This window comes from Streptomyces sp., assembly GCF_031181705.1.
GTDB lineage: Bacteria > Actinomycetota > Actinomycetes > Streptomycetales > Streptomycetaceae > Streptomyces.
The window spans coordinates 1-22,526 of sequence record NZ_JAPSKN010000095.1 but is presented as its reverse complement, the minus strand read 5'-3'; the positions used below and the strand labels follow the sequence as shown (position 1 = coordinate 22,526).

Sequence of the window (22,526 nt, the reverse complement as noted above, 5' to 3'; positions counted from 1 at the left end):
GCTCAGGCGCCCGCCGGCCCGCCCGGTACGTACTCAGGGTCCACCTGGGCCGCCAGGTCCTCGCCCACACGGTCGTTCGCCCAGGCACGGGCGTTGCGCAGGTGGAAGTCGACCGCATGGCGGTGGAGCCGGTTCCAGTCGCGGACGTGGGAGTCGACCGTCTCGCGCAGGACGTTCAGGGCGTGCCGGTTGTGGGGCTCCAGCTCGCCCCGCTCCCGGCCCTGCTCCGCCGCCCGGACCCAGGGCGACTGCACCAGGTGCGTCAGCAGGTCGTCGCCCACGTGTTCCTTGAGGAAGAGCAGGTCGTCCTCGCCCGTCACCTTGTTGCCGACGACCGCGACGCGGATGCCGAACTGCTCGGCGTGGTCGCGGTACTGGCGGTAGACCGAGACGCCCTTGCGGGTCGGCTCCGCCACCAGGAACGTGAGGTCGAAGCGGGTGAACAGGCCCGACGCGAAGGCGTCCGCGCCCGCTGTCATGTCGACCACGACGTACTCGCCGGGGCCGTCCACCAGGTGGTTCAGGTACAGCTCGACCGCGCCGAGCTTGGAGTGGTAGCAGGCCACCCCCAGGTCGGACTCGTCGAACTCGCCCGTGACCATCAGGGGTACGCCGCCCGCCCGGCCGACGTGACGGGCGTGCAGCGGGTCGTCGCCCAGGACACGGAGCAGGCGGGAACCGCGGCCCGGCGGGGTCGTCTTGAGCATGGCCTCGGCGGAGGTGATGCGCGGGTTGTCGCCCCGGAGGAAGTCCTTGATGTCCCTCAGGTGCGGGCCCAGGGGGACGGCGGGCCGTTCCTCGGGGCCGAGCGCCTCGGCCAGGTGCTGGTTGATGTCGCCGTCGACGGCGAGGACCGGGGCGCCGGAGCGCGCCAGGTGGCGGGAGAAGAGCGCCGACAGCGTGGTCTTGCCGCTGCCGCCCTTGCCGACGAACGCGACCCTCACGACCGGCCCACCGTTTTGAAAATGGATGTCATGTGACTAGGTTTTAGGGAGTGATCGCCGTCACTGTCAAATCCCGTGCGCCGACCGGGGGGGGGGCGGTGGTCGGCCACAGCTTGATGCGTAGGGTGTGCAGGTGCGTTATCCGAGCAGTAAGCGTCCCCTCCGGTTCCTCGCCGCCCTCGTCCTCCTCCCGGGACTGGCCGGCTGCTTCTCCTCCCAGGGCGGGGAGTCGGCGTCGGACGGTGCGCAACCGGGCTCCCGGCTGCGCGTCGCCCTCGCCTTCCCGCCCGCCGAGAACTTCTCGCCCTACGGAGCCGACGCCACGCTGCTCAGCCGCCTCGGCGTCACCGAAGGGCTGACCGCCCTGGACGCCAACGGCGCCGCGACCCCCGCACTCGCCCGGTCCTGGACCCGTGTGAACGACCGCGCCTGGCGTTTCACCCTGCGCGAGGCCACCTTCCACGACGGCACCGAGGTCACCCCGTCGGCCGTTGCCGGAGCGCTCACCCGCGCCACGCAGGCGAAGCCGGTGCCCGCCCCGCTCGCGGGCGTCACGCTCAGCGCACGGCCCGACGGCGACGACGGCGTACGCGTCACCACCGCCGACCCCGACCCCGTCCTGCCCATGCGCCTGGCCGGCCCGAGCCTGGCGATCCTCGCACCGAGGGCGTACGCGAAGCGGGGCAACCCCACGCCGGCCGGCACCGCCACCGGCCCCTTCGAACTCACCCGCGTCGACGGCGGCACCTCCGCGACCCTCGACCGCTACGACGACTACTGGGGCGGCCGCGCCCAGGCCTCCGGCATCGACGCGCGCTTCGTCGAGGACGGCACCGCGCGCGCCAACGCCGTGCGCACCGGCGACGTCGACATCGCCGAGGCCGTCCCCGTCGCCCAGGCCGCCACGCTCGACGCCGACACCCGCCGGGAAGCCGGCACCACCCGGACCACCAGCCTGCACCTCAACACCCGCAGCGGCCCCTTCGAGGACCCGCGGCTGCGCGCCGCCGCCCGCACGGCGATCGACTCCTCCGCCCTCGCCAACGGCGTCTTCGAGGGATACGCCGACCCGGGTGCCGGGATCTACGGGCCCGCCGTCACCTGGGCCGAGAGCAAGCGGGTGAAGCCGTCGGGGCGCGCGAAGGCCGCCCGGCCCGACGGGACCCCCGTCACCCTCGCCACCTACGACAACCGGCCCGAACTCCCCGAAGTCGCCCAGGTCGTGCAGCAGCAGCTCGAAAAGGCCGGATTCGAGGTCCGGTTGCAGGTGCGCGAGTACTCGCGGCTGGAGAGCGACGCGCTGGAGGGGAAGTTCGACGCCTTCATCGGCGCCCGCAACAGCCTCCTGGACACCGGCGACCCCGTCGGCGTCCTCGCCGGTGACTACACCTGCGACGGCGGCTACAACCTCGCCCTGCTGTGCGACCCGAAGGTCGACCGGGCCGTCGCGAAGGCCGACCGGGCCGACGGCACCGGGGAGCGGCAGGACGCGGCCATGGCCGCCGAGGCCGTGATCCTCGGCACGGACGCGGTCGTGCCGCTGGCTCACCAGCGGATCGTCCTCGGCGTCTCCCCGAAGGTCCGCGGCGTGCTCCTCGACCCGTACGAGCGGACCCTGGTGGGGCCGGGAACGCGCCGCTGACGGACATCCCGCGTCAGGCCGGCAGACGGGTGTCGACCACGCAGCTGATCTCGACCGCCTGCCCGGGGAAGGTCAGTTCGGTGACGCCCAGGGCCGTGCTGACCGGGCGGTGGGCGCCGAAGTAGGCCCGGTTGCCCTCCGCCACCACGTCGGCGTTGCGCACCAGGTCCACGACGTACAGCGTCTGCGAGACGACCTGGTTGCGGGTGGCCCCGAAGTGGGCCAGGACCTTGTCGAGGTTCGCGTGCGTCCCCGCGAGCTGGGCGGCGACGTCGTCACCGGGGTCAAAACCACCGGCCTCGTCGAAGGAGAGCTGCCCGGAGACATGGATCAGCTCCCCCGAACGGATCGCCTGCGTGTAGCCGAAGTGCCGCTCGGCCGGGATGCCGTGGTCGTGGAGGTCGAGGGTGGTCATGGTCGCCGTCCTTCCATCGAGCCCGGATCCGTCCGTGCTCTCTTGTGGTTACTGGGAAACCGTAGGAGAGTGAACGCCGACCTGGAAGAACGCACTTTTCGGTGACAGGGGAACCAGATGGTGACCAAGCAGCTCAGGGACGTTCCCGAGCACGCGGACCTGCGGCGGGCGGACTCCCTGGCGCGGGAGATCTTCTCGGACGTCGCCAACAAGTGGGCGCTGCTGATCATCGAGGCCCTCGGCGAACGCACGCTCCGCTTCAGCGAGTTGCGTGACGAGGTCGAGGGCGTCAGCCACAAGATGCTGACCCAGAACCTGCGGATGCTGGAGCGCAACGGCCTGGTCGACCGGACGGTGCATCCCACCGTGCCGCCCAAGGTCGAGTACACGCTCACCGAACCGGGCCGGGCCCTGCGCGCCACGGTCGACCTGATCTGCGGCTGGACCCATCAGTACCTCGGTCATATCGAGGCGGCCCGGGGGCGGTTCGGCGGCTGACCCGGCGGGGTCTCAGCCGGCGACCAGTTCCCGGACGGGGCGCGGCGCGGGGGCCGCCTCGGCCCGCGAGGTCCGGTAGAGCCACAGCACGTCCCGGCCGAACGACCACACCAGCAGGCCCAGGGCCAGCGCCGCCACGGCGAAGTTGGCCGCGCGGGGGAGCAGACCGGCGCCCGCCAGCAGCAGGAGCACACCCTGCAGGGCGGCGACCGTCTTGCGGGCCGTGCTCGGCGGGAGCGCCGCGGTCAGCCAGGGCCACACCCTGGCCGCGGCGACGAAGACGTACCGCATGGCGCCGATCAGCAGGACCCATGGGCCCAGTTCCATCGAGACGTACACGCTGAGCACCAGGATCAGGAACGCGTCGACCTCCATGTCGAAGCGCGCGCCCAGCGGGGTGGAGGTGCCGGTGCGGCGGGCGACCTTGCCGTCGACGCCGTCGAGGATCAGTGCCACCGCCGTCAGCCCGACGAACAGCGACACCGGCGGCGAGCTCTGGAAGGAGTCCGCGACCAGCGCGGTGACGCCGCCGACGAGGGTGGCCCGGCCGAGGGTGACCCGGTTCGCCGCGCCGAAGGAGCGCAGCCGGGAGCGGTGCAGGGCCCGGGAGAGCACCGCCCAGGTGGCGATCGCGAACGCGAGGCCGCTCAGCCAGCCCGCCGGGCCCATCCCGATCGCCGTGCCGATCAGGGCCAGCAGCAGGATCTGCAACCCCGCTCCCACGGCGGTCTCCTGCTGGACGAGCCTCGCGTCGTAAGTGTTGTTCAGGGCCACCGAACACCCTCCGGCCGTGTGACAGAGTCGATCAACGCCGCTACCTTGTGCGCGGCCTGTGCACCCCTCGGTACGCAAGCAGCTTCCCGATCGTTCAGGAGGACTTCGATGAAGCACACCGCACGCGCGTTCTGGATCGACTCGCCTGGCCGAGGCGCGATCCGGGACGTCGCCCTGCGGGAGCCCGGCGAGGGCGAGGTGCTCGTGCGCACGTTGTTCTCGGGTGTCAGCCGCGGCACCGAGACGCTCGTCTTCCGCGGAGGTGTGCCCGTCAGCCAGCACACGGCCATGCGGGCCCCGTTCCAGGAGGGCGACTTCCCGGGCCCGGTGAAGTACGGCTACCTCAACGTCGGTGTGGTGGAGCAGGGGCCCGAGGCGCTCGCCGGCCGCACGGTGTTCTGCCTCTACCCGCACCAGACCCGGTACGTCGTGCCGGCGAGCGCCGTGACGCCCGTGCCGGACACCGTGCCCGCCGAACGGGCCGTGCTCGCGGGGACGGTGGAGACCGCGGTCAACGCCCTGTGGGACGCCGCGCCCCTGATCGGCGACCGGATCACCGTGGTCGGCGGCGGCATGGTCGGCTGCTCGGTCGCCGCGCTGCTCGCCCGGTTCCCCGGCGTGCGCGTCCAGTTGGTCGACGCCGACCCGTCCCGCGCGAAAACCGCCGAGGCGCTCGGCGTCTCCTTCGCCACCCCGCAGGACGCCGACGGCGACCGCGACCTGGTCGTCCACGCCAGTGCCACCGAACAGGGCCTCGCCCGGTCCCTGGAACTCCTCACCGCCGAGGGCACCGTCGTCGAACTGAGCTGGTACGGAGACCGGAAAGTGAGCCTGCCGCTCGGCGAGGCCTTCCACTCCCGGCGCCTGGTCATCCGCTCCAGCCAGGTCGGCACCGTCTCCCCGGCCCGCCCCGGCCGCACCTACGCCGACCGGCTCGCCCTCGCCCTCGACCTGCTCGCCGACCCGGCGCTCGACGCCCTCGTCACGGGGGAATCCGCCTTCGAGGACCTGCCCGACGTGCTGCCGGGGCTCGCCTCGGGCGAGATCCCCGCCCTGTGCCACCGCGTCCGTTACGACGAGAGCGATTGACGCATCGGCTGACGATTCGTTCCATCCGGTACGACTTCAGCCGTGGCAAGAGCGCCTGACCTCAGAAAAGACGTAGCCGACGCTGAACGGGGGAAGGCAAGCAGCCGTACTACCCGGCATCCCCGGCAGCCAACAGCCGGGGGAGCAGACGCGCCGCACCTGGAGGGTCGTCCGTTGTTCAGCATCACCGTCCGCGATCACATCATGATCGCCCACAGCTTCCGCGGCGAGGTCTTCGGACCGGCGCAGCGCCTGCACGGCGCGACGTTCCTGGTGGACGCCACGTTCCGGCGCGAACAGCTGGACGAGGACAACATCGTCGTCGACATCGGGCTGGCCACCCAGGAACTCGGGGCCGTCGTCAGCGAGCTGAACTACCGCAACCTCGACAACGAACCCGACTTCGCCGGGGTCAACACCTCGACGGAGTTCCTGGCCAAGGTCATCGCCGACCGGCTCGCCGAGCGCATCCACAAGGGGGCGCTGGGCGAGGGCGCCAAAGGCATCGCGGGCCTCACCGTCACCCTGCACGAGTCGCATATCGCCTGGGCGAGTTACGAGCGTGCGCTGTGACCGACACGACCGTCGAGCGGCCCGGTTCGACCGGCGGGGCACCGGCGCGGCTCGACTACGTGCCCGTGCAGCACGCCGCCCTGAAGAACGCCGAGATCATCCCCATGTCCCTGCGCACCGTGCACTTCGTGCTGCCGGGCGGTGTCGACGACCCGGCCACCCCGAGCGGCGGCAACGCCTACGACCGGCGCGTCTGCCTGGACCTGCCCGGCTTCGGCTGGCAGGTCAGCAAGCACGCCGTGGCCGGTGAGTGGCCCCGGCCGGGGGCCGCCGCCCGGACGGAACTCGCCCGCGCGCTCGCCGCGTTGCCCGACGGCGCCGTCGTCCTGCTCGACGGGCTCGTCGCCTGCGGCGTGCCCGAGATCGTGGTGCCGGAGGCGGAACGGCTGCGCATGGCCGTCCTCGTCCACCTGCCCTTGGGCGACGAGACCGGGCTCGACGCGACCGTGGCCGCCGAACTCGACGCCAGGGAACGGACGGTGCTGCGGGCGGTGCCTGCGGTGATCGCCACCAGCGACTGGGCGGTCCGCCGCCTGGTCGCCCACCACGGCCTGCCCCCGGAGCGGGTCCACGTCGCGGCCCCGGGCGCCGACATCGCGCCCCTCGCGCCCGGCACCGACGGTGTGTCGCGGCTGCTGTGCGTGGCCGCCGTGACCCCGCGCAAGGGACAGCACCGGCTGGTGGAGGCGCTGGCCGCGGTGACCGACCTGCCGTGGAGCTGCGTGTGCGTCGGCGCCCTCACCCAGGACCCGGAGTACGTCGCCCACCTGCGGGCCCTCATCGCGAGGCACGGCCTTCAGGACCGGCTGGAGCTGGCCGGACCGCAGTCCGGCGCCGCGCTGGACGCCCGTTACGCCACCGCCGACCTGATGGTCCTCACCTCCTACGCCGAGACGTACGGCATGGCCGTGACGGAGGCGCTGGCCCGGGGCATCCCGGTCCTGGCGACGGACGTCGGCGGACTTCCCGAGGCGGTCGGCCGCGCACCCGACGGCGGAGTACCGGGCATCCTCGTGCCGCCGGAGAACCCCGCCGCCATCGCCGCCGAACTGCGCGGCTGGTTCGGCGAGGCGGACGTGCGACGCCGGCTGAAGGCCGCCGCCCGCGGCCGCCGCGCCGCCCTCGACGGCTGGGCGACGACCGCACAGAGCCTGGCGGCGGTCCTGCGCCGGCTCCCGACCGAACCCCGGAGGGCCGCATGACGAACCCGGCGACGACGAAGCCGGGCGGTCCGGTCCCGGCCCGGCCCGGACCCGGGGCGGCCGTGGAGCCGCGGGACACGGCGCCCCCCGCGGCGGTTCCCGGCGGCCCGACGGGCCACGCGGGCACGGGGGACGGCGGCGCCGCCGGGGCGCGGCGCGGCCCGGACGCCGGCTCCGGCGGCGAGTCCGTGGCGGGGCCGCCCGCCGGTGTGGCGGACGCGCCTGCCGGCCCCCCGGCCGGGACGGTCCTCGCGCGGACCGGCCCCGGCACCCCCGCCGGGTCCCCGCACGCCAGGGGCGCGGTCATCCCCGGCGCGGGCCCCAGCGGCAGGTCCGGCTCGCGGCCCACCGTCAAGCTGCGGGAGGCCGCTCCCGACGACCCGCCCCGCTACGCGCCCGAGTGGCTGGAGCTGCGGGAACCGGCCGATGCCGCCGCCCGGGCGCACGACCTGCTCGACCCGCTGCGGATCCGGCTCGCCAACCCGCCGGGCAAGCCGGACGGTGTCGTCATCCACGACCTGGGCTGCGGCACCGGCTCCATGGGCCGCTGGCTGGCCCCCCGCCTGGACGGCGCGCAGCACTGGATCCTGCACGACCGCGACCCCTACCTGCTGCACTTCGCCGCCGTCGCCTCTCCGCGCTCCGGCGCCGACGGCAGCCGGGTCAGCGTCGAGACACGACGCGGTGACGTCGCCCGGCTCACCGCGGACGCCCTGCACGGCGCGTCCCTGGTGACGGCGTCCGCGCTGCTGGACGTCCTCACCCGCGAGGAGATCGACTCCCTCGCCGCCGCCTGCGCCGGAGCCGGCTGCCCCGCCCTGCTGACGCTGTCCGTAGCGGGCCGCGTGGAACTGACCCCGTCCCATCCGCTCGACGCGGAGATCGGCCGGGCGTTCAACGACCACCAGCGCCGCGACCGTCTGCTCGGCCCCGACGCGGTCACGGTGGCGGCCGAGGCGTTCTCCGCGCTCGGCGCGACCGTGCGGCTGCTCCCGAGCCCCTGGCGGCTCGGGCCCGAACAGGCCGCGCTCACCGAGCAGTGGCTGCGCGGCTGGGTCGGCGCCGCCGTCGAGCAGCGTCCCGAGCTGCGCGCCGAGGCGGAGGTCTACCTGAACAACCGCCTGCGGGAGTGCGCGGCCGGCGAGTTGCGGGTCACGGTCCACCACACCGACCTGCTGGCCCTGTGCCGCCCGGCGGGCGGAGCGTCATGACCCCCCGGGCGACGGGCACGCGCCCCCGGTCGCGCGCCACCGCCAAATCCCCGGCGGCCGACGCCGACCGCCCCACGCCCGGGCCGGCGGCCACGCCCGCTCCGGTGGCCCCGGCGGCCACGCACGCCCCCGAGCCGACGCGTCGTCACGGGGTCCGGGCAGCGATGGCGGTGGCCGTGGGCGCGCCCGCCCCGGGCGCGCCCGGCGCCTCGGACGCGGCCCCGGTGGTCACGGTCGTGCTCGGCCCAGGCGGGGCGGCCTCCCCGGCCCGTCGCACCGAGCGGACGGACCCGAGCCGCCCCGCGGAAGGCCCGGGCGTCGCCCCCGCCCAGGCCGCGGCCCGCGGCCACGTCCCGCGCGGCGCCGAGGGCTCGCAGGCGGCACACCCCGCCGCGCGCCCAGGCCTGACGCGCGACCGTGCCGTGCCCGGCGCCGAGGGCCCGGACGCGCCGGGCCCCACCGAGGCCCCGGCAACCCCGTCGCCCATGACCGGCACCAGGGCACAGGCCCCCCGCACCGACGCCGGTGCCCCCTCGCCCGGCCCCCTGCGCGCCCTGCTCGCCCGGCTCGGTGCCCGCAAGGCCCGTACGCGCCTCGGGACCCTCGCCGGAGTCGTCATCATCGGGGTGCTGTTCTGGCGGCTCGGCACCGGCGCCTTCCTCGACGGGCTGCGCCGGATCGACGCCGTGACGCTGCTGCTCGCGCTCGGCATCGGAGCCGTCACCACCCTGTTCAGCGCCTGGCGGTGGGCCCTCGTCGCCCGCGGCCTGCGCATCCGGCTGCCGTTCGGGCCCGCCGTCGCCGACTACTACCGCGCGCTGTTCCTCAACGCGGCCCTGCCGGGCGGCGTCCTCGGCGACGTCCACCGGGCGGTGCGGCACGGACAGAGCGAGGGGGACCTGCGGCGCGGCGTGAAGGCGGTCGTCCTCGAACGGGCCGCCGGGCAGCTCGCGCTGTTCGCCGCGGCCGCCGTGATCCTGCTGACCATGCCGTCCCCGGTGCTCGCCGAGGCCCGGCACATCGCCCCGCTCGCGGCCCTGGCCGGACTGGGCGCCCTCGCCGTCGTCCTCGCCCTGCGCATGAACCGGGCCGCGCCGTCGCGCCGGGGCGGGAGGGCGCGCGCGCTGCTCGCCGAGGCCCGCGAGGGGCTGCTGTCCCGCCGCAACGGACCCGGAGTGCTTGCCTCCTCCGTGGTCGTCCTGGCAGGTCACGTCGCCATGTTCGTCCTCGCCGCCCGGGTCGCCGGGACCACCGCCTCCGTGGCCGTCCTGGTGCCGCTCGCGGTGCTCGCCCTGCTGGCGATGGGACTGCCGCTGAACGTCGGCGGCTGGGGTCCGAGGGAAGGCGTCACCGCCTGGGCGTTCGGCGCCGCGGGCCTCGGCGCCGGGCGGGGACTGGCCGTCGCGGTCGTCTACGGCGTGCTCAGCCTCGTGGCGAGCCTGCCCGGCCTGGTCGTCCTCCTCGCCCGCTGGTACGCGGGCCTGCGCGCGGCGGACCGGATCCTGGCCGCCGCGGCGGCCCCGGACGCCGGCCCCGCGCCCCGCAGCGCCTACGCCTCGGAGGTCAGCATCGAGAAATACGCCCCGAAGGAATCCGCAAGGCTCGCCAGGAGTTCCCTCCCCTTTTCCGCCGAACCCAGCGAAGGACGGCCGATGACACCGGAATCGGTATAGCCGGACATGCCGAGGGTGAGCAGATGACGCCGGTCGTCAGCGACGAAATCGGAGGACCCGTAACCGGGTCGGAGCATTTCGGGATGAGCGTGCAGAAGGATGGAGGTCTCTATTTCCCCCGCGTGCATGTCGGTGAGCAGCGAGGTGACCACACCGGCCCGCTGCCGCGCCTCCTCCCAGTCCTCCGCGGCCGGGAAGAGAGCCATCCGCTCCCCGCGGGCGGAGGACTCCTGAACGACGTTGCCCAGCACGTAGTTCCCGCCGTGCCCGTTGACCACCACCAGGGCGTCGACCCCGGACCGGCGGAGCGAATCCGCTATGTCCCGTACCACCGCATGAAGGGTCACCGAGGAGATGCTGACGGTCCCCGGCCAGGCCGCGTGCTCGTGCGAGCACGAGATCGTCACCGGAGGAAGGAGGTGCACCGGGTACGCGCCGGCTATCTCCCGCGCGACGGCACAGGCGACGAGCGTGTCGGTCGCCAGCGGAAGATGCGGACCGTGCTGCTCGAAGCTGCCCACGGGGAGCACCGCGACCTGCCGTGAGACATCGGCGCCCCGCGTCCGTACGTCTTCCGTGGTGTCCGCCGGCACCAGATCACTCATCACGTCACGGCCTTTCGTCTCTGCTTAGGAACTCGAGAATCATGACAGAAAAAATAGGCGTACTCGGCAAGAAGTCACCGCAGCGGACCGGCGTGGAACGCGTCGTGAATGCACCCCTGCCCACCGTGTACGGGAAATTCCAGGCGATCGGCTACATGGACCACGACCGCGGCGACGAACAGGTCGCGCTGGTCTACGGCGAACTCGCCACCGACGACGTTCTGGTCCGGCTGCACTCGGAATGCCTCACCGGTGACGCCTTCGGCTCCCAGCACTGCGAGTGCGGCGACCAGTTGGACGCCGCCCTGCGCGCGGTGGTCGCCGAGGGCGCCGGTGTCGTCGTCTACCTCAGAGGGCATGAGGGCCGCGGCATCGGCCTGCTCGCCAAGCTGCGCGCGATGGCCCTGCAGGCGGAGGGACTGGACACGGTCGAGGCCAACCTCGCGCTCGGGCTGCCGGTCGACGCCCGGGACTACGGCGTGGCCGCCCGCATCCTGGAGGACCTGGGCGTGAGCTCCGTGCGCCTGATGTCCAACAACCCGCGCAAGCGCGAGGCGCTGGTGAGCCACGGCATCGGCGTCGCCGAGCAGGTGCCGCTGCTGATCCCGCCGTGCGAGAGCAACATCACCTACCTGCGCACCAAGCGGGAGCGCCTCGACCACCACCTGCCGCACCTGGACGCGGTGGTCAGCTCCTCCTGAGACGCCGGGGCCGGTTCCGGTTCCCGCGACGTGACCCGGGCGATCCGTGCGCGACCCGTCAACGGGCCGCGTACGCTTCGTGACGTCCGCCCCTTGAGCGTCGGCCCTCCGGCGGCCGGCGCCTCACGTCCGGAGGCTCACCCGGTATGACCGAGCTCCAGCTGTGGCTGCGCCACGAGGCCCGAACGACCGAGCGCCGCACGCCCGTCGTGCCCGACGACGCCCGGCGGCTCGTCGAGCACGGAGTGGAACTGACCGTCGAGGAGTCCCCGCAGCGGGTCTTCCCGATCGAGGAGTACGAGGCGGCCGGCTGCCGCGTCGCCCCCGCCGGCTCCTGGGTGTCGGCCCCGCGGGACGCCGTCGTGCTGGGCCTGAAGGAACTGCCCGACCAGCCAGCCGAACTGACGCACCGCCACATCTTCTTCGGCCACGCCTACAAGGGCCAGCCGGGAGCGGCAGAGCTGCTGGGCCGGTTCGCCGCGGGCGGCGGGACGCTGTTCGACCTGGAGTACCTGGTGGACGACTCCGGGCGGCGCCTCGCCGCCTTCGGCTTCTGGGCCGGCTACCTGGGCGCCGCCCTGGCGGTGCTGCAGCACCGGGGCCGGTTGCGGGCGCCGCTCGTGCCCACCACCAAGGCCGAACTGGACGAGGTCCTCAAGCCATCGGATGCCGGAGCCGACTTCACCGGCCTGGTCGTCGGCGCCCTGGGCCGCAGCGGCCGCGGCGCCCGCGTGGCCTTCGCCACCGCCGGTGTGGACCCGACCTGCTGGGACCTCGACGAGACCCGCGACCTGGACCGCGCCGCCCTGCTGCGGCACGACGTCATGGTGAACGCGGTGCTCGCCACCAGCCCCGTCCCGCCCTTCCTGCGCGAGCGGGACCTGGACGCCCCCCACCGCCGCCTGCGCACCCTGTGCGACGTGACGTGCGACGTCGGCTCGCCGCTCAACGTCCTTCCCGTGTACGACGAGACCACCAGCTGGGACGAGCCGGCGCGGCGCCTGCGCGCGCAGCCGCCGCTCGACCTGATCGCCATCGACAACCTGCCCTCCCTGCTGCCGCTGGAGTCCAGCGCCGACTTCTCGGCCGCCCTGCTGCCCCACCTGCTCGACTTCGGCGTCACCGGACCCTGGGGGCACTGCCTGGACCGGTTCCGCCAGGCGGGCCGTGCGTACGGTCTCGACACGGGGGATCACCTTGACCACTGACCCGGTACCGGCCAGCGGCACCGTCCACTGGATCGGTGCCGGTCTGTCCACCGGCAGCGGACTGGCAGCGCTGTGCGACACCGCCGAGCGCGTGAGGCTGTGGCACCGCACCGAGAGCCGCGCCGCCGACGCCCTCGGCCGGCTGGGCCTGACCGGACGGGCCGAGCCCCGCGCCTACACGGTGTCCGCGCTCACCGCCGAACTGGCGCCCGGCGACGTCGTGGTGTCCATGCTGCCGGCACCGGAGCATGCGCCGCTGCTCGCCGAGTGCGTCCGGCTGGGGGCGCACTTCGCCTGCTCCAGCTATGTGTCGGAGGCGGTGCTCGAGCAGGTGCCCCGGGCCGGGAAGACCGGGGTCGTCGTCCTCACCGAGGCCGGGCTCGACCCGGGCATCGACCACCTCTTCGCGCACGACCTCGTCGCCCGGGCCCGCGAGGCGATCGGCGACGGGACCCCCGCCTCGTACTCCCTCACGTCGTACTGCGGTGGCGTCCCCGCCGAGCCGAACGACTTCACCTACCGCTTCAGCTGGGCACCCGCCGGAGTCCTCAACGCCCTGCGCTCACCGGCGCGTTACATCGACGACGGTGCCGAGACGGTCGCCGGGCGCCCCTGGGAGGCGACCCGGCGGCACGTCGTCGACGGGGAGACGTTCGAGGTCTACCCCAACCGGGACAGCGTCCCGTTCGTCGCGCAGTACGGGCTGCCGGACGCCTGGTCCCCGCGGACGTTCGTCCGGGGCACCCTGCGTCTGGAGGGCTGGCTGCGGGCCTGGGACGCCGTGTTCGAGGAGCTGAAGCGGGGCGACGACGCGCAGATCGCCGAGCTGGCCCGGGAACTGGCCGCCACGTACCCGACCACGGACGACGACCTCGACCGGGTCGTCCTCGCCGTCTGCCTGGACGTGCGGTCCGGCGAGGGGGAGACCTGGTCCGGTGGCTACCTCCTGGACCTGGTGGGCGACGCGGGGGAGAGCGCGATGGCCCGCTGCGTCTCGCGCACCCTCGCCCTGGGCGTGCGCCACGTCCTGGACGGCTCCCTGCCGTCGGGCCTGAACCGGGCGGCCGGGACGGCGGCCCGGTCCCGGCGGTGGCTCGGTGAACTCGCCCGTGAGGGCATCGAGTTCACGCTCCGCGTCGACAGCTAGCCGACCGGGGCCCGGTCGGTGAGGGCCTCGTGGACGAGTCGCTTGAGGTCCTTGAAGACCGTGTGCGGGGTCTTGGGCCGCACCTGCGTCATGAACTGCACCGTCAGGTCGCGGCCCGGGTCCACCCAGAACGTCGTCGTGGCCACCCCGCTCCAGCCGAAGGCACCGAGCCCGGACGGCACCTGTGTGCGGCCCGGGTCGATCACCACCGAGCAGTTGAAGCCGAAGCCCATCCCCTCGTTGCCGGGCTCGTCGTGGGCGGGACGGCTGCCGAAGGCGCGCAGGTCGGCGCCGCCCGGCAGGTGGTTGCGGGTCATCAGGTCCACGGTCTGCGGGGCGAGGAGCCGGACGCCGTCCAGTTCGCCCCGGCGCCGCAGCAGTTCCATGAAGCGGTGGTAGTCGTGGGCCGAGCACACCATGCCGCCACTGCCCGACAGGAACCGCGGCCGGCCCCGCAGCGGCAGCCCCGGGATCGGCTCGATGCCGCCGCCCTCCTTCTCGCCGTACATCTCGGACAGCCGGGGCGCCTGTTCGTCGGTGACGTGGAGGCCCGCGTCGGTCATGCCGAGGGGCCCGAAGATCCGCTCGGTGAAGAACGCGTCGAGCGGCCGGCCGGAGACGACCTCGACGACCCGGCCCAGGACGTTGCTGGCCACCGAGTAGTTCCACTCGGTGCCCGGCTCGAACTGCAGGGGCAGGCTCGCGTACACGTCGATGGTCTCGGCCAGGTCCGCGCCCGGCGGCACGGACGACTCCAGTCCGGCCCGGCGGTACAGGGCGTCCACGGGGTGGGAGTGGTAGAAGCCGAAGGTGAGACCCGAGGTGTGGGTCAGCAGGTGCCGGACGAGTATCGGGCCGTCGGCCGGACGGGTCCGGACGTCGTCGCCGGAGCCGCCGGCGTAGACCCGCGGCTCGGCGAAGGCCGGCAGGTGGTCGGCCACCGGATCGTCCAGGGACAGCCGGCCCTCCTCCACGAGCAGCAGCGCGGCGACCGCGGTGACCGGTTTCGTCATGGAGTAGACCCGCCACAGCGTGTCCGGCTCGACGGGGAGCCCGGCCGCGATGTCGCGTGAGCCGTGTGTGACGAGGTGGGCGACGCGTCCGCCGCGGGCGATCGAGACGAGGAAGCCGGGCAGCCGCCCCTCGTCGACGAAGCGGGCGAAGTGCCGGTCCAGGCGCTCCAGCGCCCGCGGATCCAGCCCCGCCTCGACCGGTTCGACCTCTTCTCGCAGCTGTGCCATGGCTCCTCCTCCGTCGCGCTCTCGAGGTGAGATCCGGCATACCCCGCCGCCTGTGATCCCATCCTGCTGCAGGACGCTTTCATGATCGCGCAGGAAAGGGTGAGCGAAACCCGGTGGCGTCACGCAGGGGCGTGGGAGCCCGTGACCGGCCCCCACGCCCGCACTCGACGGCCGCGGTGGTCAGACGGCCACCCTGTCGGCCCGCGCCGCCGGACGCGCGGCGCGCTCGCCCAGCGCCTCGGTCGGCACCCGGTGGGTCTCGCGCGCCGTCACCGCCGCGATCACCGGGGGCACGCACAAGGCCGCCGTGAACAGCGCCACCGCCGACCAGTCGTCCCCGTCCGGCCCGGCGATCCGCGCCGCGAACGTGACGGCGAACCCGGCCGCCGCGAACCCGATCTGCGTGCCGATGGCCACGCCCGACAGCCGCACCCGGGTCGTGAACATCTCGCCGTAGAAGGCGGGCCACACCCCGTTCGCCGCGCTGTAGACCAGGCCGAAACAGAGGACGCCCGTCAGGAAGGTCAGCGGGTAGGAGCCCGTGGAGACCGCCCACAGGTACAGGAACATCGTCACCGCGCTGCCGGCCGCGCCGATCAGGAACACCGGGCGGCGGCCGATCCGGTCGGACAGCGTGGCCCACAGCGGGATCGCGGCCAGCGCCACGACATTGGCCAGGGCGCCCACCCACAGCATGGCCGTGCGGGACATGCCGACCGCGTCGCTCGTGGCGTACGCCAGCGACCACACCGTGAAGACCGTGCTGACGGAGGCGATCAGCGCCCCCGCGACCACCCGCAGGACGTCCGACCAGTGCTCGCGCACCAGCACCAGCAGCGGCATCTTCACGACGCCCTCCTCGGCCGCCTGCCGGGCGAACGCCGGCGTCTCGTCCAGCTTGCGCCGGATGACATAGCCGGCGACGGCGACCGCGACGCTCAGCCAGAACGGCACCCGCCAGCCCCACGACAGCAGCTGCTCCTCGGGCAGCGCCGCTACCGGGATGAAGACCAGCGTGGCCAGCAACTGGCCGCCCTGGGTGCCGCTGAGGGTGAAGCTGGTGAAGAAGCCGCGCCGGTGCGCCGGCGCGTGTTCCAGCGTCATGGAGTTGGCGCTGGCCTGCTCGCCCGCGGCCGAGATGCCCTGCAGGACCCGGCACAGCACCAGCAGCACCGGGGCGAGGGTGCCGACCTGGTCCCGGGTCGGCAGACAGCCGATGAGGAACGTCGACAGGCCCATCAGCATCAGCGTGAAGACCATGATCTTCTTGCGGCCGAGCCGGTCGCCGAAGTGGCCGAGGACCAGTGCGCCGACCGGGCGGGCGGCGTAGGCGACGCCGAACGTGGCCAGCGACAGCAGGGTCGCGGTGGCCGGGTCGGACTCGTCGAAGAACACCTCCGGGAAGATCAGCGCGGCGGCGCTGCCGTAGATGAAGAAGTCGTAGTACTCCAGCGCGCTGCCGATCCAGGCGGCGGTGGCGGCTTTCCTGGGCTGGCCGGGTGGGGCGGCGGCCCCTGGGGGCGTGGCGGGGACGGACACGGCGGCTCCTTAGGGGGCTCCGCCACGGGCGGAGCGGGAACGCTGACGAGCAGGGCAGAGCAGAGGGGGGACGTGCCGGATCGCGGCTAATTAACCCACTGGGTAGTTAGTAGGGGATGGCCAGTGATGCTGCGCTCGTGCGCCGCCGGTGTCAAGAGGTCGCGCGCCGGGCGTTCAGTCCGCCGCGCGCTCGGCCGTCAGGTAGGCGATCACCATGTCGCCGAGCATGGCGCGGTAGTGGGCGCGCTGCGCCTCGTCGAGCAGGTCGCGGCCGAACAGGGCGCCGAAGGTGTGCCGGTTGGAGACCCGGAAGAAGCAGAACGAGGAGATCATCGCGTGCAGGTCGACGGCGTCGACGTCGGCCGTGAACAGGCCCGACTCCCGGCCCGACGCCAGGATCCGGCGGATCACGTCCAGGGCCGGGGAGCCGATCTTCCCGAGCCTCTCGGAGCCGGCGATGTGGTGCGCCTCGTGGATGTTCTCGATGCTGACCAGGCGGATGAAGTCGGGGTGCTGCTCGTGGTGGTCGAAGGTCAGCTCGGCCAGGCGCCGGATCGCCGCCACGGGGTCGAGGTGGTCGACGTCGAGCTGCTGCTCGGCCTCCCGGATCACCCCGTACGCACGCTCCAGCACGGCCGTGAACAGCTGCTCCTTGCCGCCGAAGTAGTAGTAGATCATCCGCTTCGTGGTGCGGGTGCGGGCGGCGATCTCGTCGACCCGGGCCCCGTCGTAACCGGCCCGGGCGAACTCCTGGGTGGCGACGTCGAGGATCTCGGCCCGGGTGCGGGCGGCGTCACGGATGCGCTCGCCGGGACGTGCCGGTTCTTCGACGCTGGTCATCAGGTTCCTTCGGGCGGAGGGTCCGGTGCCGGTGATTGTAGAAGGAGGGGCCCTGCCGTCCGGGGGTCTTCCGAAGGCCATGCTCGGCTGATATAGCTAACGTACTGGTTCGTACATTAGTGAGCCGCTCGGGAGGCGCGCGTGCCCAAGGACTCGTATCTGGCCGGACTGATCGGTTCCGGGATCGGCCCGTCGCTCAGCCCGGCGCTGCACGAGCGGGAGGCCGACCGCCAGGGTCTGCGTCTGCTGTACCGGCTCATCGACATCGACCCCCTCGGTGTGCCGCCCGAAGCGGTGGGCGACCTGGTGCGGGCCGCCCGCGACCTGGGGTTCGACGGGCTCAACATCACCCACCCCTGCAAGCAGCTCGTCGTGGGGCACCTGGACGCGCTCGCCCCGCAGGCCGAGGCGCTGGGCGCGGTCAACACGGTCGTCTTCGAGGACGGCCGGGCCGTCGGCCACAACACGGACGTCACCGGCTTCGCCGCCTCCTTCGCCCGCGGGCTGCCCGACGCGCCGCTGGAACGGGTCGTGCAGCTCGGCGCCGGCGGCGCGGGCGCGGCCGTCGCGCACGCCCTCCTCACCCTCGGCGCCGGACACCTCACCGTCGTCGACGCCCTGCCCGACCGGGCCGCGGCCCTCGCCGCCGCCCTGAACGGGGCCTTCGGCCGGGGCCGGGCGGCCGCCGCGCCCCCGGACCGGTCGGCGCGGCTGCTCGCGCACGCCGACGGCATCGTCCACGCCACCCCCACCGGCATGGCCGCCCACCCCGGCCTGCCCCTGCCCGCGGAGCTGCTCCACCCCCGACTGTGGGTCGCCGAGGTGGTCTACCGCCCGCTGGAGACCGAGCTGCTGCGCACCGCCCGCGCCCTGGGCTGCGCCACCCTCGACGGCGGCGGGATGGCCGCCTTCCAGGCCGCCGACGCGTTCCGCCTGTTCACCGGGCGGGAACCCGACGCCACGCGGATGCTGGCCGACCTGACCGAGCTGGCCGGCGTCGTCGGCGCACGGCCCTAGGAAGGGACACCGACGTTGCGTACGTCCATCGCCACCGTCTGCCTCAGCGGATCCCTCACCGAGAAGCTCGACGCCGCCGCCCGGGCCGGCTTCGACGGGGTGGAGATCTTCGAGAACGACCTGCTGGCCAGCCCCCTCACCCCCGAGGAGATCCGGGCCCGCTGCGCCGACCTGGGCCTGGGCATCGACCTGTACCAGCCGATGCGGGACGTCGAGGCCGTCCCCGAGGCCGAGTTCGCCCGGAACCTGCGGCGCGCCCGGCGCAAGTTCGAGCTGATGAGCAGGCTCGGCGCCGACACGGTCCTCGTCTGCTCCAGCGTCTCCCCGCACGCGGTGGACGACGACGCCCTCGCCGCCGAACAGCTGAGCCGTCTCGCCGACACCGCCCGGGAGTTCGGCGTCCGGGTGGCCTACGAGGCCCTGGCGTGGGGCCGGCACGTCAGCACCTACGACCACGCCTGGCGCATCGTCGAGTCCGCCGGGCACCCGGCGCTCGGCACCTGCCTGGACAGCTTCCACATCCTCTCGCGCGGCTCGGACCCCAGGGGCATCGAGGACATACCCGGTGAGAAGATCTTCTTCCTCCAGCTCGCCGACGCCCCGCTGCTCGCCATGGACGTCCTGCAGTGGAGCCGCCACTACCGCTGCTTCCCCGGCCAGGGCGGCTTCGACGTCGCCGGCCTGGTACGGCACGTACTGGCCACCGGCTACGACGGGCCGCTGTCCCTCGAGGTCTTCAACGACGTGTTCCGGCAGGCCGAGGCCGGACCCACCGCCGTGGACGCCCGGCGCTCGCTGCTGCTCCTGGAGGAGACGGTGGGGCGGGCGCCCCTGCCCGGAACCGTCGTCCCCACCGCAGTGGCCTTCGCCGAGCTGGTCACGCCCGACGCCGAGCCCCTCACCGCCCTGCTGCGGGCCCTGGGCTTCACCCGTACCGCACGGCACCGGGGCAAGCCCGTCGACCTGTGGGAGCAGGGGGACGCCCGGATCCTCGTCAACACCGGTCCGGCCGTCCGCCGGGACGGCGGCCGGCTCGCCGCGATCGGGCTGGAGTCGCCCGACCCGGCCGGGGCGGCCCGGCGTGCCGAGGCGCTGCTCGCGCCCGTGCTGCCGCGTCGCCGGGCGGCCGAGGACGCCGCGCTGGAGGCGGTCGCCGCCCCCGACGGCACGGAGCTGTTCTTCTGCGCCACCGGCCGGCCCGAACTGCCCGACTGGCGCGCCGACTTCGAGGGGACCGGCCGGCCCGCTCCGGGCGCGGGCGTCCGGGGCATCGACCACCTCGCCCTCACCCAGCCCTGGCACCACTTCGACGAGGCGGCCCTCTTCCACCGCGGCGTGCTCGGCCTGGACGCGCAGGAGAGCGTGGACGTCGCCGACCCCTACGGACTGCTGCGCAGCCGGGCGCTGGCCGGCGCCGACGGCGGCGTCCGCATCGTCCTCTCCGTCGGCGCCGCGCCGACCGACGACACCGTCCACGCCCAGCACGTCGCCCTGGCCACCGACGACGTGGTCGCGGCGGCCCGCCGCTTCCGCGAGGCCGGCGGCAGCCTGCTGCCGGTCCCCGCCAACTACTACGACGACCTCGCCGCCCGCTTCGAGTTCGCCGACGGCGAGCTGGAGACCTACCGCGACCTCGGCATCCTCTACGACCGGGACGCCCGGGGGGTGTTCCGCCACTGCTACACCCGCACGGTGGGCCGGGTCTTCTTCGAACTGGTCCAGCGCGAGGGCGGCTACCGGGGCTACGGCGCCGCCAACGCGCCGGTGCGGCTGGCGGCACAGCACGCGGCGCGGGGCCTCACGGGCGGCTGACGGCCCGGGTGACGCCGGTGACGACCGTGGTGGCGACGGTCCGTTCGGGCCCTCGGTCCGCGCCCCGCGCCGGGTCCTCGTCCGCCGCCGTGCGGAAGTCCACGTCCGCCCCGCGCGGGAAGGCGCGCCACACCCGCCGCTCGGCGGGCGTCATGTCGCCGATCCGCATCGACGGGGACTCCGGTGGCCCCGGCCGGGGGCTGCAACTCGCCTCCGGCCGGGCCCTGTCACGCCCTGATGTTCCACTCCTGGATCACCGGCCGGCCGTGCTCGGTCGACAACCGGGAGACCGTGCCCGTCTCCAGCCGGAACAACCGCCCCTCCGACGGCGGCAGGCCCAGCCGGCGGGCCGTGAGGACGCGCAGGAAGTGGCCGTGGGCCACCAGCGCCACGTCGCCCCCGGGCAGCGCCTCGGCCACCCGGGCCAGCACCCGGTCGGCACGCTTGCCAACCTCCTCGGGGGACTCCCCGGGCCCGTCCGGCCCGGGCGGGGCCCCGTCGGTCCACAGGTCCCAGTCGGGGCGGGTGCGGTGTATCTCGTCGGTGGTGACGCCCTCGTAGGCGCCGTAGTACCACTCGTGCAGGTCCGGGTCCTGTTCGGTGCCCTTCAGGCCCGCGAGCGCGGCGGTGCGCACCGCACGGGCCAGAGGGCTGGTGAGGACCAGCGCGAAGGGACGGTCCGCCAGGAGCGGGGCCAGCGACCCGGCCTGCTCCTCACCGCGCGGGGTGAGGGGCAGGTCGGTGAAGCTGGTGTGCTGTCCGCTCCGGCTCCACTCCGTCTCGCCGTGGCGGACCAGCAGCAGATCACCCACGGTGCTACGCCTTCTTCGCGGACTCGACGGCGTGGCCGCCGAACTGGTTGCGCAGCGCCGCGATCATCTTCATCTGCGGCGGGTCGTCCTGCCGGGAGGCGAACCGGGAGTACAGGGAGGCGGTGATGGCCGGCAGCGGCACGGAGTTGTCGATCGCCGCCTCCACCGTCCAGCGTCCCTCACCGGAGTCCTGGGCGTAGCCGCGCAGGTTCTCCAGGTGCTCGTCCTGGTCGAGCGCGTTGACCGCGAGGTCCAGCAGCCAGGAGCGGATGACGGTGCCGTCCTGCCAGGAGCGGAAGACCTCGCGGACGTTGTCCACGGAGTCCACGGCCTCCAGCAGCTCCCAGCCCTCGGCGTAGGCCTGCATCATGGCGTACTCGATGCCGTTGTGGACCATCTTGGCGAAGTGCCCGGCGCCCACCCGCCCGGCGTGGACGTAGCCGTACGGGCCCTCCGGCTTGAGTGCCTCGAAGATCGGCCGCAGCCGGTCGACGTACTCCTTCTCGCCGCCGACCATCAGGGCGTAGCCGTTCTTCAGGCCCCACACCCCGCCGGATACGCCGGCGTCGACGAAGCCGATGCCGCGCCTGCCCAGCTCCTCGGCGTGCTTCTCGTCGTCCGTCCAGCGGGAGTTGCCGCCGTCGACCACCGTGTCGTACGGCTTGAGGAGGCCCGCGAGCTGGTCGATGACGTGCTGGGTGGGGGCGCCGGCCGGGACCATCACCCAGACCGTGCGGGGCGCCTCCAGCTGGTTGACGAGGTCGGCCAGGCTGGAGACGTCCGACTTCTCGGGGTCGGTGTCGTAGCCGATGACGGTGTGGCCGGCGTTGCGCAGGCGCTCGCGCATGTTGCCGCCCATCTTGCCGAGACCCACAAGTCCGATCTGCATGTCAGTTCACTTCCCGAAGGTTGCGGTAGGCGGCCACCAGGGCGGCCGTGGACGGGTCGAGACCGGGGACGTCGGCGCCCTCGGTCAGGGCGGGTTCGACGCGCTTGGCGAGCACCTTGCCGAGTTCGACGCCCCACTGGTCGAAGGAGTCGATGTTCCACACCGCGCCCTGCACGAACACCTTGTGCTCGTAGAGGGCGACCAGCTGGCCGAGGACGGAGGGGGTCAGCTCGGTGGCCAGGATGGTGGTGGTCGGGTGGTTGCCCCGGAACGTGCGGTGCGGCACCTGCTCCTCGGGCACGCCCTCCGCGCGCACCTCCTCGGCGGTCTTGCCGAAGGCGAGGGCCTGGCCCTGTGCGAACAGGTTGGCCATCAACAGGTCGTGCTGCGCCTTGAGTTCGTCGCTCAGTTCGGCGACCGGCCGGGCGAAGCCGATCAGGTCGGCCGGGATGAGCTTGGTGCCCTGGTGGATCAACTGGTAGTAGGCGTGCTGCCCGTTGGTGCCCGGCGTACCCCAGACCACCGGGCCCGTCTGCCACTCCACGGGGTTGCCCTCGCGGTCCACCGACTTGCCGTTGGACTCCATGTCGAGCTGCTGGAGGTAGGCGGTGAACTTGGACAGGTAGTGGCTGTAGGGCAGCACGGCGTGCGACTGGGCGTCGTGGAAGTTGCCGTACCAGATGCCCAGCAGGCC

21 protein-coding genes and 2 pseudogenes are annotated in these 22,526 nt (G+C 73.6%); 12 read left to right on the top strand and 11 right to left on the bottom strand.

Going from position 1 to position 22,526, the window contains the following annotated elements; genetic code table 11:
* Positions 1–2 precede the first annotated feature (2 nt).
* On the bottom strand, positions 3–944 hold the full coding sequence (locus RIN80_RS18530; RefSeq protein ID WP_309096715.1) for an ATP-binding protein: 942 nt from the start codon (positions 942–944) through the stop codon (positions 3–5).
* A gap of 127 nt (positions 945–1,071) precedes the next feature.
* Between RIN80_RS18530 and RIN80_RS18525 the strand changes: the two genes are divergently transcribed.
* Positions 1,072–2,586 carry an ABC transporter substrate-binding protein gene (locus RIN80_RS18525; protein ID WP_309096714.1) on the top strand — a complete coding sequence of 505 codons (1,515 nt, stop codon included), beginning with the start codon at positions 1,072–1,074 and terminating at the stop codon, positions 2,584–2,586.
* 13 nt (positions 2,587–2,599) lie between these two features.
* Here the strand turns inward: RIN80_RS18525 and RIN80_RS18520 are convergent, their stop codons facing one another.
* Positions 2,600–3,001, bottom strand: coding sequence for a RidA family protein (locus RIN80_RS18520; RefSeq protein ID WP_309096713.1), 402 nt, complete (start codon positions 2,999–3,001; stop codon positions 2,600–2,602).
* 117 nt (positions 3,002–3,118) lie between these two features.
* Here RIN80_RS18520 and RIN80_RS18515 point away from each other — a divergent pair, with 117 nt between their 5' ends.
* Positions 3,119–3,499 (top strand): helix-turn-helix domain-containing protein, encoded by a 381-nt coding sequence (locus RIN80_RS18515; protein ID WP_309096712.1) that lies wholly within the window; start codon positions 3,119–3,121, stop codon positions 3,497–3,499.
* A 12-nt stretch (positions 3,500–3,511) separates the two neighbouring features.
* Here the strand turns inward: RIN80_RS18515 and RIN80_RS18510 are convergent, their stop codons facing one another.
* Positions 3,512–4,273: a CDP-alcohol phosphatidyltransferase family protein gene (locus tag RIN80_RS18510; protein WP_309096711.1), complete on the bottom strand. Its 762-nt coding sequence runs from the start codon at positions 4,271–4,273 to the stop codon at positions 3,512–3,514.
* Positions 4,274–4,381: 108 nt separating this feature from the next.
* Between RIN80_RS18510 and RIN80_RS18505 the strand changes: the two genes are divergently transcribed.
* The 5 genes and pseudogenes from RIN80_RS18505 to RIN80_RS18485 form a co-directional block, all read left to right on the top strand.
* A complete protein-coding gene (locus RIN80_RS18505; protein WP_309096710.1) occupies positions 4,382–5,362 on the top strand; it encodes a zinc-binding alcohol dehydrogenase in 981 nt (326 codons plus the stop codon).
* A 174-nt stretch (positions 5,363–5,536) separates the two neighbouring features.
* Complete coding sequence (locus tag RIN80_RS18500) at positions 5,537–5,935, top strand: 6-carboxytetrahydropterin synthase (protein WP_010043117.1); 399 nt, start codon at positions 5,537–5,539, stop codon at positions 5,933–5,935.
* Entirely contained in the window at positions 5,932–7,137 is a 1,206-nt protein-coding gene (locus RIN80_RS18495; RefSeq protein ID WP_309096709.1) for a glycosyltransferase family 4 protein, read from the top strand. Before RIN80_RS18500 ends, RIN80_RS18495 begins: the two co-directional genes overlap by 4 nt.
* Entirely contained in the window at positions 7,134–8,348 is a 1,215-nt protein-coding gene (locus RIN80_RS18490) for an SAM-dependent methyltransferase (RefSeq protein ID WP_375141731.1), read from the top strand. The genes RIN80_RS18495 and RIN80_RS18490 overlap by 4 nt, the downstream gene beginning before the upstream one ends.
* Positions 8,345–9,736, top strand: a pseudogene (locus RIN80_RS18485) (lysylphosphatidylglycerol synthase domain-containing protein); the annotation flags it as partial. The gene RIN80_RS18490 and the pseudogene RIN80_RS18485, both read left to right, overlap by 4 nt.
* A 161-nt stretch (positions 9,737–9,897) precedes the next feature.
* Here RIN80_RS18485 and RIN80_RS18480 read toward each other — a convergent pair.
* Entirely contained in the window at positions 9,898–10,626 is a 729-nt protein-coding gene (locus RIN80_RS18480; protein ID WP_309096708.1) for a creatininase family protein, read from the bottom strand.
* A 41-nt stretch (positions 10,627–10,667) separates the two neighbouring features.
* Between RIN80_RS18480 and ribA the strand changes: the two genes are divergently transcribed.
* From ribA to RIN80_RS18465, 3 genes are all read left to right on the top strand, one after another.
* Positions 10,668–11,327: a GTP cyclohydrolase II gene (gene ribA / locus RIN80_RS18475; protein ID WP_309096707.1), complete on the top strand. Its 660-nt coding sequence runs from the start codon at positions 10,668–10,670 to the stop codon at positions 11,325–11,327.
* Positions 11,328–11,473: 146 nt separating this feature from the next.
* A complete protein-coding gene (locus RIN80_RS18470; protein ID WP_309096706.1) occupies positions 11,474–12,535 on the top strand; it encodes a saccharopine dehydrogenase in 1,062 nt (353 codons plus the stop codon).
* The gene (locus RIN80_RS18465) at positions 12,525–13,682 is read left to right on the top strand and encodes a saccharopine dehydrogenase NADP-binding domain-containing protein (protein ID WP_309096705.1); all 1,158 of its coding nucleotides are present in this window, start codon (positions 12,525–12,527) and stop codon (positions 13,680–13,682) included. The genes RIN80_RS18470 and RIN80_RS18465 overlap by 11 nt, the downstream gene beginning before the upstream one ends.
* Here RIN80_RS18465 and RIN80_RS18460 read toward each other — a convergent pair.
* The 3 genes from RIN80_RS18460 to RIN80_RS18450 all read right to left on the bottom strand — a co-directional run bounded on the left by RIN80_RS18460 (position 13,679) and on the right by RIN80_RS18450 (position 17,302).
* Positions 13,679–14,923, bottom strand: a complete 1,245-nt coding sequence (locus RIN80_RS18460; protein WP_309096704.1) for a serine hydrolase domain-containing protein — start codon at positions 14,921–14,923, stop codon at positions 13,679–13,681. The genes RIN80_RS18465 and RIN80_RS18460 overlap by 4 nt on opposite strands.
* A 180-nt stretch (positions 14,924–15,103) precedes the next feature.
* The gene (locus RIN80_RS18455; protein WP_309096703.1) at positions 15,104–16,462 is read right to left on the bottom strand and encodes an MFS transporter; all 1,359 of its coding nucleotides are present in this window, start codon (positions 16,460–16,462) and stop codon (positions 15,104–15,106) included.
* Between the two features lie 174 nt (positions 16,463–16,636).
* A complete protein-coding gene (locus RIN80_RS18450; protein WP_309096702.1) occupies positions 16,637–17,302 on the bottom strand; it encodes a TetR/AcrR family transcriptional regulator in 666 nt (221 codons plus the stop codon).
* Between the two features lie 141 nt (positions 17,303–17,443).
* On the opposite strand from RIN80_RS18450, the gene RIN80_RS18445 reads away from it, so the two are divergent.
* Both RIN80_RS18445 and RIN80_RS18440 read left to right on the top strand, forming a co-directional pair.
* Positions 17,444–18,319, top strand: a complete 876-nt coding sequence (locus RIN80_RS18445; protein ID WP_309096701.1) for a shikimate dehydrogenase — start codon at positions 17,444–17,446, stop codon at positions 18,317–18,319.
* A gap of 15 nt (positions 18,320–18,334) precedes the next feature.
* On the top strand, positions 18,335–20,131 hold the full coding sequence (locus RIN80_RS18440) for a TIM barrel protein (protein WP_309096700.1): 1,797 nt from the start codon (positions 18,335–18,337) through the stop codon (positions 20,129–20,131).
* On the opposite strand, the gene RIN80_RS18435 is transcribed toward RIN80_RS18440, so the two are convergent.
* The 4 genes and pseudogenes from RIN80_RS18435 to RIN80_RS18420 form a co-directional block, all read right to left on the bottom strand.
* The gene (locus tag RIN80_RS18435) at positions 20,118–20,300 is read right to left on the bottom strand and encodes a hypothetical protein (RefSeq protein WP_375141730.1); all 183 of its coding nucleotides are present in this window, start codon (positions 20,298–20,300) and stop codon (positions 20,118–20,120) included. The genes RIN80_RS18440 and RIN80_RS18435 overlap by 14 nt on opposite strands.
* A 58-nt stretch (positions 20,301–20,358) precedes the next feature.
* A complete protein-coding gene (locus RIN80_RS18430) occupies positions 20,359–20,943 on the bottom strand; it encodes a histidine phosphatase family protein (protein ID WP_309096699.1) in 585 nt (194 codons plus the stop codon).
* Positions 20,944–20,947: 4 nt separating this feature from the next.
* Entirely contained in the window at positions 20,948–21,832 is an 885-nt protein-coding gene (gnd, locus tag RIN80_RS18425; RefSeq protein ID WP_309096698.1) for a phosphogluconate dehydrogenase (NAD(+)-dependent, decarboxylating), read from the bottom strand.
* A gap of 1 nt (position 21,833) precedes the next feature.
* Positions 21,834–22,526: pseudogene (locus RIN80_RS18420) on the bottom strand (glucose-6-phosphate isomerase); the annotation flags it as partial.

Excerpts from the sequence above, each read along its gene's own strand:
- RIN80_RS18490 (WP_375141731.1), top strand. The coding sequence starts at position 7,134 with ATGACGAACCCGGCGACGACGAAGCCGGGCGGTCCGGTCCCGGCCCGG.
- RIN80_RS18505 (WP_309096710.1), top strand. The coding sequence starts at position 4,382 with ATGAAGCACACCGCACGCGCGTTCTGGATCGACTCGCCTGGCCGAGGC.
- RIN80_RS18470 (WP_309096706.1), top strand. The coding sequence starts at position 11,474 with ATGACCGAGCTCCAGCTGTGGCTGCGCCACGAGGCCCGAACGACCGAG.
- ribA (WP_309096707.1), top strand. The coding sequence starts at position 10,668 with ATGACAGAAAAAATAGGCGTACTCGGCAAGAAGTCACCGCAGCGGACC.
- RIN80_RS18460 (WP_309096704.1), bottom strand. The coding sequence starts at position 14,923 with ATGGCACAGCTGCGAGAAGAGGTCGAACCGGTCGAGGCGGGGCTGGAT.
- RIN80_RS18515 (WP_309096712.1), top strand. The coding sequence starts at position 3,119 with ATGGTGACCAAGCAGCTCAGGGACGTTCCCGAGCACGCGGACCTGCGG.
- RIN80_RS18435 (WP_375141730.1), bottom strand. The coding sequence starts at position 20,300 with ATGCGGATCGGCGACATGACGCCCGCCGAGCGGCGGGTGTGGCGCGCC.
- RIN80_RS18450 (WP_309096702.1), bottom strand. The coding sequence starts at position 17,302 with ATGACCAGCGTCGAAGAACCGGCACGTCCCGGCGAGCGCATCCGTGAC.
- RIN80_RS18480 (WP_309096708.1), bottom strand. The coding sequence starts at position 10,626 with ATGAGTGATCTGGTGCCGGCGGACACCACGGAAGACGTACGGACGCGG.
- RIN80_RS18520 (WP_309096713.1), bottom strand. The coding sequence starts at position 3,001 with ATGACCACCCTCGACCTCCACGACCACGGCATCCCGGCCGAGCGGCAC.
- gnd (WP_309096698.1), bottom strand. The coding sequence starts at position 21,832 with ATGCAGATCGGACTTGTGGGTCTCGGCAAGATGGGCGGCAACATGCGC.